Genomic DNA, 12,142 nt, shown 5'->3' with positions numbered 1-12,142 from the left:
AGTGATGACGACTGCCAACAACAAAAACAACGGTGATACCCGATGCACAATCATGACTACATCGTCGTGGGTGGCGGTTCGGCTGGCTGCGCCCTGGTGGCGCGCCTGGTCGAGGCTGGCAAGCGTGTGCTCCTGCTCGAAGCGGGGCCTGCGGACAACCACCCCTACATTCATATCCCGGCGACGTTCATCCGCGTCCACGGCAGCGAACGGACCTGGATGTACAAGACCGAGGCCGAACCTCACCTCAACGGGCGCCAGGTCTACATCCCTCAAGGCCGCACCTTGGGTGGCGGCAGCTCGGTCAACGCGATGATCTACATCCGCGGCCAGCACCAGGACTACGAGGAATGGAAGTCGCTGGGCTGCGAAGGCTGGGGCTGGGAAGACGTGCTGCCAGTGTTTCGACGTTCCGAGGGCAACGCCCGCCTCGGCGGCACCCTGCACGGCCAGGAAGGTCCGCTGAAAGTCAGCGACGCCCGCCACCACCATCTCCTGAGCAGTGCCTTCGTCAAGGCCGCGGTCGAAGCCGGCGTGCCGCCCAGTGACGACTTCAACGGCGCCGACCAGACAGGCGCCGGTTTCTACCAGACCACCACGCACGACGGCCGCCGCGCCAGCTCGGCGGCTACCTACCTGCGCTCGGTACGCCACAATCCGCTGCTGACGCTACTGACCAATGTGCACGTCACCCGCCTGCTGTACGAAGGCTCGGCGGTGGTCGGTGTCGAGGCACGGGTCGGTAATGCCCTGCTGCGCTTCCACTGCGAGAGCGAAGTGATCCTCAGCGCCGGCGCAGTCGCTTCGCCCAGGATTCTCATGCTTTCGGGGATCGGTCCGGCCGAACACCTGCGCCAGGTCGGCGTCGACGTACGCCACGACTTGCCCGGCGTAGGTCAGAACTTCCAGGATCACCTGAGCGCTTCGGTGTACGCCCAGACCCGCGAGCCGGTGAGCCTGCTCGGCCACGACAAGGGTTTGCGCGCCATCACCCACGGCCTGCAATACCTCGCCCAGCGCAAAGGCCTGCTGACCTCCAACGTGGTGGAAAGCGGCGCCTTCGTCGACACCCAGGGCAGTGGCCGGCCAGACGTGCAATACCACGTGGTGCCGAGCCTGGTGGGCGACGTGGATCGCCTGCCTCCGGCGGGCCACGGCATCTCCATCAACCCCTGCGCGCTGCGGCCGAAATCCCGTGGCAGCGTGCAACTGCGCAGCGCCGATCCATTCGCCGATGCCTTGCTCAATGCCAACTACCTGAGTGATCCCCAGGACCTGAAGACCATGGTGGCCGGCGTCAAGCTGGCCAGGAAGATCCTCCGGGCCCCGTCCCTGGCCAAGCTGGTCTCGGGCATGTTGCTGCTCCCGGACAACGACGACATTTCCGAGAAGGATTACGAACAGTACGTGCGCAAGGTCGCCAAGACCGTCTACCACCCGGCCGGCACCTGCAAGATGGGCACCGACGAGCTGGCGGTCGTCACTCCCGACCTGCGCGTGCGTGGCATCCAGGGGTTGCGCGTCGCCGACGCCTCGATCATGCCGACCATCGTCAGTGGCAACACCAACGCCCCCAGCATCATGATCGGCGAGCGTTGCGCCGACTTTATCCTGGAGGCCAAGCGAGCCTGATGTCCGCTGCACCGGGCACGCCTGTCGTGCCCTCGTTTTCATGAGCAAAATAACTACAAGAGAACCACCATGAAATTACTGTCACGCGGGTCCTTTCAGAACGACCAGGATTGGCACGTCTACAACAAGATCGCGCTACGCATCCTGCCCTTCCTCTTCGTGCTCTACGTCATCGCCTTCCTCGACCGCGTCAACGTCGGCTTCGCCAAGCTGCAGATGTCGGCGGACATCGGCCTCAGCGACATGGCCTTCGGCTTCGGCGCCGGGGTGTTCTTCATTGGCTACTGCCTGTGCGAGATCCCCAGCAACGTCATGCTGCAGCGTATCGGCGCACGGTTTTGGATCGCCCGCATCATGGTGGTCTGGGGCCTGCTGTCGGCGAGCATGATGTTCGTCACCACGCCAACCCAGTTCTATGTCATGCGTTTTCTGCTCGGCGTCGCCGAAGCCGGCTTCTACCCCGGCATGGTGCTGTACATGACCTACTGGTTCCCGGAGCATGCGCGCTCCCAGGGCATGGCCTACTTCAACCTGGGCATCGCCATGGCCGGCGTGCTGGGCAGCCCGCTGTCCGGCTGGATCATGCAGACCTTCGCCGGGCACTGGGGCCTGGCCGGCTGGCAGTGGCTGTTCCTGATCGAAGGGCTGCCCGCGACGATCCTCGGCATCGTGGTGTTCTTCTACCTGGATAACGGCCCGGGCAAGGCGAAGTGGCTGACCACGGAAGAAAACGAACGGGTGGTCCGCCAGCTCGAAGAACAGCGCCGCAAGAGCGAGCACAACGGCGCCAGCCACAAGTTTCGCGCAGCCTTCGTCAACAAGGGCATCTGGTGCCTGATCCTGACCAACTTCGCCTTGCTCTGCGGCACCTACGGCGTGTCGTTCTGGATGCCGCAGATCGTCAAGAACCTCGGCGTGCAGAGCCTGTTCCACACCGGCCTGATTGCCGCCATCCCCTTCGCCGTCGCCTCGGTGGTGATGGTCTACATCAGCAAGCGCTCGGACCGCACCCAGGAGCGTCGCTGGCACGGCACGCTGTGCTGCGTGGCCTCGGCCTGCGGGCTGATGTTCAGCGCGTTCTTTCACGACAACGCCTACCTGTCGCTGATCGGCCTGAGCGTGGCGATGTCAGGGGGGCTGGCCGGCTTCTGCGTGCTGTGGGCGCTGCCTGGCGTGCTGTTGACCGGCACCGCGGCGGCCGCCGGGATCGCCCTGATCGCCACCATTGGCAACATGGGCGGCTACGCCAGCCCATTCATGATCGGCTGGATCAAGGAAAGCACCGGGCACCTGGAATATGGCCTCTACGTACTGGCCGGGATGACCCTGATGGGCGCTTTCTCGATGCTCGCCGTACCGCAATTGCGCAAGGGCAACAAAGACTACCTGGTGCAATCACCCCGTAACGCTTGATCCACAGCCCCTAGAAGGCCCCGATCATTCGGGGCCTTTTTCATTGGACGTATTGTTCGTGACACATAACCCGGCAACGAGTAGAAATTCTATTTCATTGAGCGATACAAACAGTAGAATCGCTGAAACCAGAACTCCAGAACGGACAAGCGATGAAAGACACGGAGAAAGATCAGGCGAGCAGCTCCACGGGGCCGGCCCTGCTGGAATCGGTTGAAATGGCATTCAAACTGCTCGACGAAATGACGGCCGCCAGGCGCCCCCTCGGCGTCACCGAGCTGGCCCTGCTGCTCAACGCAGCCAAACCTCGGACGTACCGCCACCTGGCGTCGATGCGCCAGCTCGGCATCGTCGAACAGGACCCCAGCACCGAGAAATACCGCCTGGGCGCCAAGCTGGTGTCCTACGGTGATGCGGCCAGCGAGCAGTTCGACCTGCGCGCGCTGGCCGATCCGTACCTGACCCGCATCCGTGACAACACCGGGCAGACCGCCCTGCTCGCCGTGGCCACCCACGACTCGGCGCTGGTGGTGTCGTGCGTCGAATCGAATGCCAACGTCTGCATCTCGGTCAAACCGGGCAACCGCGTACTGCCGTACTGCTCCGCCCAAGGCCGCACGGTGCTGGCCTTCAGCGACCAGGCCAGCCAGCAACGGGTGATGCGCCGCAAGATGCCACGCCTGACCGACACCACCGTGAGCACGCCGGAAGAGCTCGCCGCGCGTCTCGAACTGATCCGCCAGCGCCTTTACGACGACGCCGACAGCGAGCTGACCCCAGGGATCAACGCCCTCTGCTGCCCGCTGTTCCGCGAGAACGACGTCATCGTCGGCACCATCGGCATCGTTGGCCCCAGCGCTTCCATACCCAGCCCGCCGCCTTTGGCCATGCTCAAGGAAATCCGCACAGCCGCAGCGGAAATCAGCGAGCGCCTGAACGCGACGACCTATCAGCGCAAAGCGAACGACTGACGATGCGCTTGTGAACCTAGGCTCCAGCTCCCAGTCAGCGGTTCCGGACCGAACCAAGCCATACCCCGCCTAGGTCACCCTCGCGGGGTACTGCGCTGCTCGCCCATCCGAACTGATCAACACCATAAATCAGCAAATCGCGGTAGCAGCAGAGCGCGGTGATCGGCGAGATCAACTCGAATATCAGCGACATGCGCGAAGACAGCCAGACCCTGGCTCGGCGCCCGGACGAAGCACCTAGGGTCATGTTCCAGGGGTATGGCGAGGCGTCCCCTTGCAGAGCACGATTGCGCTTAAAAACGATGCGGTATCGCCGTGTCCGAAGATCACGCCGCAACCCTGCGCGCCCTTTCAACTTCGAGAATCGTCCGATGACTCAAACCACTGAACACCCAAGCCACTATCCACCTACCCGATTGCAGAGCGTCGCCAGTGCATTGGGCTTCGGGCTGTCGAGTTTCAAGGCGCTGACCTGGGGCACCGGTGGCAGACTCGTCCCTGGCGTGTCACGTGCACTGGCCGTGGAGAGCGATCTACAGGTTCCGGACAAGGCCGACGTGGTGGTCATCGGCGGCGGTAACATCGGCGTGATGACGGCGCTCAACCTGGCAGAGCGTGGCGTCAGCGTCTGCCTATGCGAAAAAGGCGTGATCGCCGGCGAAGCCTCGGGGCGGTCGCTGGGCTATATCGATAGCCTGTTCATGGACCCGGCCAAGGCCGAACTGATCATCCGTGCCAAACAGCAATGGCAGGGCATGAATACTCGCCTGGAAAACGACTGTGGTTATCGCCAGTCTGGCGTCGCCGCATTCATCCAGAATGAAGAGGTACTCGAAGGCGCGAGGATGTGGGCCGCTGCCATGCAAGACGTACCCGGCGTATCCGCCCGCGTCCTCAGCCCCGCAGAGGCACTGAAACTGGCCCCAGGCCGCTGGGACAATCTGCTCGGCGCGTTGCATGAACCAACCGATGCCATCGCCGAGCCACGCCTGTTCGCCCCTCTCGCTGCTCAGGCGGCGCGGAACAAGGGCGCGGTCATCCTGCAGGACTGTGCCGTGCGCGGTGTCGAAACCAGCGCCGGCCGTGCCAGCGCGGTGGTAACCGAACGAGGACGTATCGCCTGCCAGGCGGTGGTCCTCGCGGGCGGTGCGTGGTCGCCGCACATGGCACGCAGCCTGGGATTGGATGTGCCGCAGTTCATGGCATTTTCCAGTGTCGCCAGGCTGGCCGCTTCACCCGGTCCGGAGACCGGGATTGTCTCCACCGATGGCAACTATGTCATACGTCGCAACCTCGACGGTGGCTATGACATCTGCCGCCCCGTGGCGGCCACGCCGGTCACCCCAAGCGTGCTGCGCAACCTGCCCAGGCTCCAACCCGCCTATGAGCATATGGCCGATCAGTTGAAGCCGGTTTTCAACCTCTCGACCTTCATGGCCGAGTGGCGTATTCCTCGGCGCTGGCCGCTGGACCGCCCTTCCCCCTTCGAGAGCAATCGCATCATGGTCCCGGAGACCCACCCACAGATGCTGCAGCAGGCTCACGATGCCATTGCCCGCAACCTTCCAGAAATCGGTCAGGCGGCAGTAATCGAACAATGGGCAGGCGTATTGACCAGCACCCTGGATAACATGCCGATCATCTCGTCGGTCGACACCCTGCCCGGCCTGTACCTGGGAACCGGCTTCTATTTCGGCCTGACCATGGCGCCAGCAGCCGGTGAAGCCCTGGCCGACCTGGTGATGGGCAATCAGCCGCAAATAGACTTGTCGCTCTACCGTCATGCGCGCTTCAGCGACGGTTCGCCGATCATCTTCCGCCCCTGACGACACCTTCAACCCACGTCCTATGGCCGGCATTAAAGGCACGGCCATGGGCTTCGCAGGGCGTGCACCTTGTACGCCCCGCGAATGATCAATCGGCCGCCATCATTCCGCGATAGAGGTCATACGCCGCGATGATGCCGTCTTCGCGACGCGGATGGAGGGCGCCGGGCACGAAGCGCGATGACTGAATGCCGCGATAGTTACGTTCGCCAAAGGCCTGGTCCTCGACGTTGGTGATATGGAACACTTGGATGAGTTTTTCCACGTCGTAGTCCACGCTCTCCACCGCCGTTTCCTCCACGTACCACTCACAAATGAACTGGCACTTGTCGACGCCCATCGGCGTGAGCTCCAGCGACACCGCATGGTCGACGAAGAACACCGGCCCACAGAAGAAGGGCCAGAGCAGGAACCCGGCGCTATCGCCATCCACCGCCTTGCCCAGCGGCTTCTTGCAGACTCGCTGGCCGTCCATGGAAAACGTCACCATGCCCTCGCGTAGCGGGAAATGCTGGCCCGTCTGTTTATCCGCGTAGAAGCCCTGGAAATTGCAGGCAATGGCCAGCGAAACGTGACCGCCATGGGAGCAGTGGTAGCACTCCAGATCGTTCTCCATCATGGCTTTCCAGTTGGCGTCGATGGTGTAGATCTCGCGATGCGCCAGCTTCAGCTTCTCGGGCTCAAACTTGCGGATCAGGGCATCGTTGTCCCAGTGCGCCAATGCCTCATCGAGCGTCGGTGGCACGTCCTTGCCCAACCACACGAAGATGAAGCCATGCTTGACCGTGCAATGGGCCTCATGCAACGGGAATTCGGCAAACGGAAAATCCTGTCCATCTCGCGTCCCGGGGACCGTGCGCAGCTTGCCGTTCAGGTCATAGGTCCAATGATGGTAGGGGCACACGAAGCCATCGGTACAACCCTGGGCATGATCATCCAGCATCCGATAGCCACGGTGCCGGCAGACGTTGAAATAAGCACGGATGCGCCCCTCCTTGTCCTTGGCGATGATCATGCTCTCCGGGCCGACCTGCTTGACGTAGTAATCGCCTGCCGCAGGCACCAGGCTGATATGCCCGACTGCAAGCCACTGCCGATAGAAGACCTTCTCCAGCTCCTTGGCATATATATCGGCCGAACAATAATCGTCACGGCTCAGGTTGGTGGGGATGGAGGGACCGGCATCGCTGGCAAATACCCCCGTCGTCATGACTTCACTCATCTTGGCTAACCTCTCTTGGGACTATTGGCACAAAAGTGTGCCAAAACCTAATAAGAGGCTTTTTTCAATGTCCTGTCCCTACCCCTGGAAAGTGACCGGCATTCGCTGTCCAGAAATAAAAAACCCTGGTCACTGACCAGGGTTGTTGTCCTTGCCTTTGTCCGCTCAACTGAATTTGCGATATCCCTCTTCTTCAGGGGCAAGCGCAGGTTTAGCTCCAGATTTGGAAGACTTGAACAGGATGATCGCGAACAGGATCATCAGCCCGCCAAGCATGTCGGCACTGACGATGATCCAGCCAATGGTTTCCACCGAATAGCGGGCGAACAGGTAGCCCCCCAGGCTCCCCGCAATCGCGAAGGAGGCGGGAAACGCACTCAATACCGCCGCCGAACAGCCACCACGGGGATCGTATTCGACCCCCAGCCCCTGCATGAATGGCATGCAGAAGTAGATCGCTGCCAGGCTGAACACCATGCCAGGCGTGAACATGCCGTAGTGACCAAAGTGCGTCATCAGGATGTTGCCCGTACTGTGCACGGCGATGGCCAGCGCCACGATGAGAAACTGGTTACCACGCCCGGCCAGATAGACGCACAGCAACCCACTGGGAATCGCCACGAAGGTACTCAATCCGAGTATCGAATTGACTTGATCCGGTCCCAACTTCGCCTGCTCACCGATGAAATGCGAGAAGGTGTAGGAAATGGCACTGCCGCAACACAAGGCGTAGGCGCCCAGCACCAACAGGAATGCCGAGCGATTGGTGAAGCCAAGCACACGCGGCAGATTCTCGGTATTGGAATGCTGGACCGGAGTGGTCTTGGCACTGGACGGCAATCCCAGCAAGGCGAGCGCACCGACGATCAGAAGCAGCGTGCCGGGAATGATGAAGAAATGGCTGGCTCCCAGTGCCGTGGCGATGCTCTTCATATAGACGAGCACCGAGAGAAACAACGCGCCGGAACACATATCGAACACATACAGCTTGGGGAAATGCTTTTCTGCGTTATGTACCGTCGACAGCGCCATCACCGCCACGGCAGAGGTCAGGCCGATTCCCGTACCGACCGCGCAGCGAATCACCACCATCAACCAGAACTGCGGATGGTAGTGACTCAGGTATTGGCCACCGACGGCCAGCAGGATGCCCAGAAGCGCAATCGCGCGATAGGGAAAGCGCCCCGCGAACTGGGAGCAAAGCAGAATCACCAGGAAGGTCGCCGACAGCTCGATCGTCAACAACAGACCCGCACGCTCTTCGTCGAACCCTGGATAGCTCATGAACTGGCTGACAGTCTCCGGAGCCATCCACGAGCCGATGTCGGATGCGGCGAACAACAACATGCACGCGGCAATCAGGATGCCTGCGCCTCCCTTTTTCGTTTGCGCATCGCCCATCGCTTGCCCCTCGTACTCTTGGTCATTGGAACCGGTCGACGTCGCGTCTCCAGCCCGTGATTTATTGAACCTCCACCTGCCGCGGCGCAGCCATGCAGCAGGCACCTTGGCACCCTTTGGATCTTAGGAGCATGGACCTTGGCAACCGATACCCCTTGAGGGTGACCGCTATTTTCTGCGGCACGCCGACAGTAACCTTCTGCGGGTAGGGCTGGCCCGGCGCGTGCTTGTTAAGGTCGCCGGCAATGGGTCATTGCACAGGGTGCCACGCATCTCGTTGGAGCTCGCCATGGACCTTCTTCTGTCAACCAAGGATCTGCAACCATGAACGCGTCTGAATACGCCAGCTACGACGGCCTCGGCCTGGCCGAACTGGTAAGCCGTGGAGAAGTCAGTCGCCAGGAACTGGCCACGCTCGCCCTCGGCGCGATCGAGACCATGAATCCATACGTCAATGCGGTCATCGAGACCTATCCGGGCGCCATCGCGTCCGCCGAACGAACCACACCAAGTGGCCATTTCGACGGCGTTCCCTTCCTGCTCAAAGACATCGGCTCGCATGATGCCGACGTCACCTTCGAACTCGGCAGCCGTTTGACCCGTGGCCTCAAGTCGCCGCCTCAGGCATCGGAATTGGTCAACCGCTTCCGCCAGGCGGGCGTGACTATCCTGGGCCGCACCAACGTGCCCGAAATGGGCTCCAGTTGCACCACCGAACCCTTGCTGCACGGGCCAACCCGCAACCCCTGGAACCTTGAGCGCAGCGCCGGCGGCTCATCGGGTGGCGCCGCCGCCGCAGTGGCTGCGGGCATGGTGCCGATCGCCCATGCCAACGACGCCGGCGGGTCGATCCGCTGGCCGGCATCCTGCTGCGGGCTGTTCGGCCTGAAGCCCAGCCGTAATCTCAACCCGGTCGGACCCGACACGGCCCTGGCTCTGAACGGCCTCGCGGCAGAGCACATCGTTTCACGCAGCGTACGTGATAGCGCGGCAATGCTCGACCACACGGCCGGACCGGACATAGGGTCCTGGTGCCATACACCTCGCCTCGAAGGCTCCTATCTCGAGGCCCTACGACAGCCGCTCAAGCCGCTGCGTATCGGTATCAACCTTGACCCGGTGTTTCCGCCAACCACCGTGCAGCGTGAAATCGTCGATACGCTTCGTGATACGGGCCTACTCTGCGAGACCTTGGGTCATCACGTGGAAGAGGCACGGTTCTCCTTCGACCATGAAACCCTGCTCAAGGCATTTGCCATCATCTGGTCGAGCAACTTGCGCAGCGGCATCGAACTGTTTTCCGAAATCACCGGCAACGCGGTCGATGAGGAGCACCTGGAACCTCACGTTCTCGCCGCCTATCGCGATGCCGGGCAGGTCAGCGCCAGCAAGCTGGTGTGGGCTTTGGAGCAGATGAACATTGCCTCACGTGCCTACGGAGCGTTCTTCCAGTGCTACGACGTGATGCTGACACCGACCGGCGCCATGGAGCCCTTCGAAATCGGCAAGATCGGCAAGATTCCAGCGCCGAACTTCTACGACTGGTTCATCGCCATGTGCAGCCATTGCCCGTTCCTGTCCACCGCCAACATCGCCGGAATCCCTGCCATGTCTGTGCCCCTGCACTGGAGCGTTAGCGGCTTGCCAATCGGCTCGCACTTCCTCGCCAGGATGGGCGCGGAGCCACTTCTATTGCAGTTGGCTGCCCAGTTGGAAACTGCCCAGCCATGGGCGCAACGCGTGGCGCCCCAGCATATTTCCCGATACCGCTAACGCCTCTTTAACCGCCCCCTGGAACCAGCGCCTCCCGAGCAGGAGGCGGGATGCCATTCGCGCGCAAAAATGCAGACAACGTCGGCAAAGTCATCATAAAAAATCAGAAAAAAGCGCTTTCATGTCCCTCTTTGAGGTGACGGCAACATTGATCGACAAGCCCACAATCGACCTGCCTTAAAACAAAAAATACAGCAGGTTGCTTCGCCCTTGCTCCGACCTGCCTTCACTGTGGAGATTCTGCATTGAAAGACTATAAATTGGCCTATGCGATCAGTGTTCTGGCCCTCGGCGGACTGCCTGCCCACGCGCAAGCAGTCACCTTCGGCACCGACTACTTCGACGGTGAAATAAACACCACCCTGACCACCGGCCTCGGCATGCGCACCGAGAGCCCCGACCCGGACCTGATCAACCGTGGCAACGTGGGAGGCCCCGCTGGACGTGCCAACCCGAATGTCATGGGCGACCAGGGCGATCTCAATTACGCCAAGCATGATCTGTTCACCCAGTACATCAAGGGCACCCATGAGCTGTTGCTCAAGTTTCCCGAGGAGTACACCTTCATGGCGCGGGTCAACTGGCTCTATGACTTCGCCGCCACCGACACCACGGGCTGGGCGTCCAACCAGACGCTGACCGGCTCATCACCAGGCACGATCAAAGAGGGGCTGCCCGCCGACTCGCGGGAAGACCTGCGCTTCAAATATCGGTTGATGGACCTGTGGGTCAGCAAGCGCTTTTCCATCGGCGATCAACAGGCTCGCCTGCGCGTCGGCAACCAAGTGATCAACTGGGGCGAAACCGTATTCGCCCTTGGCGGCCTCAACCAGACCAACGCCGTCGACCTGATGCGCCTTTCGCAACCGGGCACGCAGATCAAGGAGGCGCTGCTGCCCGCACCGATCGTCAGCTTCGCCACCGGGCTGGGCTCGGGCCTCAACGTGGAAGCCTACGTGCAACAGGGCTACAACAAGAGCTACTTCCCCCCGACCGGCAGCTACTGGTCGGTCGGCAACGGCCTGGGCACCGGCGACAACGGCTATGGACTGGTCACCAAGAACGCCAGGTCCAGCGGGCAATGGGGTCTTTCCCTGCGCTTCGAGCCGGAAAGCATTCCTGCCAGCTTCGGCGTCTACGTCATGCGCTATCACGACAAGACACCGAACCTTAGCCTGGATGTGCAGCGCAATGGCACTTACTCGGAAGCGGGCTGGGTCTATCTGGAAGACCGCATGCTCTACGGCGTGAGCGTCAATACCAACGTAGGCGACTGGGCGGTCGGCAGCGAACTCTCCTATCGGCCCAAGGATGCCGTATCGCTCAACTCGGCCTCAGGCTGCGCCGATCACGGTGGACAGTGCTGGACCGAAGAAAAACGCTGGCAGTGGAGCATGAGCGGCACGTTGAGCCTGACACCCGCCAACGCGCGGGGCTTCCTCGATCTGATCGGCGCGGACACCGGTAACCTGATTTCTGAAATTGCGGTCATCCATTATCCCGACCTTAAAAAGGCCTATGGATCGGACCTGACCGCTCCCGGGTTCTGGAGCTGGGGCAACGAGACGGATGCCAGCGCCGCGCCGAAATCGGAAGGAACCAAGACCTCGTCCGGTATCAGCCTGGACTTCAGCGTCACCTATGACGGCAGCATCATTCCTGGCTGGCAGGTGACGCCGGAGATTTTCTACTCCAGAGCCTTGCAGGGGCGCACCCCAAGCTTCATGGCCAACTACATGAAGGACGCCCAGTCAGCCAACTTCATGCTGACCTTCTCGCAGAACCCGCTGACCTGGATGTTCGGCGTCAACTACGCCCGTTACTGGGGCGGCGACTCCCGATTCGATCAGCCCATCGGCGACAGGGATTTTGTCGGCGCCTATCTCTCCTACAACTTCTGACGT

8 protein-coding genes are annotated in these 12,142 nt (G+C 61.6%); 6 read left to right on the top strand and 2 right to left on the bottom strand.

The annotated features are described in order from the left end of the window. Window positions 1-42: 42 nt before the first annotated feature. The 4 genes from ACSZPK_RS05630 (at window position 43) to ACSZPK_RS05615 (ending at window position 5,842) form a co-directional block, all read left to right on the top strand. The gene (locus ACSZPK_RS05630; RefSeq protein WP_437880436.1) at window positions 43-1,632 is read left to right on the top strand and encodes a GMC family oxidoreductase; all 1,590 of its coding nucleotides are present in this window, start codon (window positions 43-45) and stop codon (window positions 1,630-1,632) included. A gap of 69 nt (window positions 1,633-1,701) precedes the next feature. Continuing rightward, complete coding sequence (locus ACSZPK_RS05625; RefSeq protein WP_437880435.1) at window positions 1,702-3,045, top strand: MFS transporter; 1,344 nt, start codon at window positions 1,702-1,704, stop codon at window positions 3,043-3,045. Window positions 3,046-3,263: 218 nt separating this feature from the next. Then, entirely contained in the window at window positions 3,264-4,016 is a 753-nt protein-coding gene (locus ACSZPK_RS05620) for an IclR family transcriptional regulator (protein ID WP_437880434.1), read from the top strand. A 371-nt stretch (window positions 4,017-4,387) separates the two neighbouring features. Beyond that, window positions 4,388-5,842 carry an FAD-dependent oxidoreductase gene (locus tag ACSZPK_RS05615; protein WP_437880433.1) on the top strand — a complete coding sequence of 485 codons (1,455 nt, stop codon included), beginning with the start codon at window positions 4,388-4,390 and terminating at the stop codon, window positions 5,840-5,842. Window positions 5,843-5,930: 88 nt separating this feature from the next. On the opposite strand, the gene ACSZPK_RS05610 is transcribed toward ACSZPK_RS05615, so the two are convergent. Together ACSZPK_RS05610 and ACSZPK_RS05605 are read right to left on the bottom strand one after the other, a co-directional pair. After that, window positions 5,931-7,064: an aromatic ring-hydroxylating oxygenase subunit alpha gene (locus ACSZPK_RS05610; RefSeq protein ID WP_437880432.1), complete on the bottom strand. Its 1,134-nt coding sequence runs from the start codon at window positions 7,062-7,064 to the stop codon at window positions 5,931-5,933. Between the two features lie 165 nt (window positions 7,065-7,229). Then, window positions 7,230-8,465 carry an MFS transporter gene (locus tag ACSZPK_RS05605; protein WP_437880431.1) on the bottom strand — a complete coding sequence of 412 codons (1,236 nt, stop codon included), beginning with the start codon at window positions 8,463-8,465 and terminating at the stop codon, window positions 7,230-7,232. A gap of 324 nt (window positions 8,466-8,789) precedes the next feature. Between ACSZPK_RS05605 and ACSZPK_RS05600 the strand changes: the two genes are divergently transcribed. Continuing rightward, window positions 8,790-10,238: an amidase gene (locus ACSZPK_RS05600; protein WP_437880430.1), complete on the top strand. Its 1,449-nt coding sequence runs from the start codon at window positions 8,790-8,792 to the stop codon at window positions 10,236-10,238. Between the two features lie 260 nt (window positions 10,239-10,498). Beyond that, complete coding sequence (locus ACSZPK_RS05595; protein WP_437880996.1) at window positions 10,499-12,139, top strand: DUF1302 domain-containing protein; 1,641 nt, start codon at window positions 10,499-10,501, stop codon at window positions 12,137-12,139. The last annotated feature ends 3 nt before the right edge of the window (window positions 12,140-12,142 follow it).

It is taken from the genome of Pseudomonas sp. LRF_L74, assembly GCF_965644255.1.
Taxonomy (GTDB): domain Bacteria; phylum Pseudomonadota; class Gammaproteobacteria; order Pseudomonadales; family Pseudomonadaceae; genus Aquipseudomonas.
The sequence above is the reverse complement of the archived record's forward strand: the minus strand, read 5'-3'. Positions and strand labels throughout refer to the sequence as shown.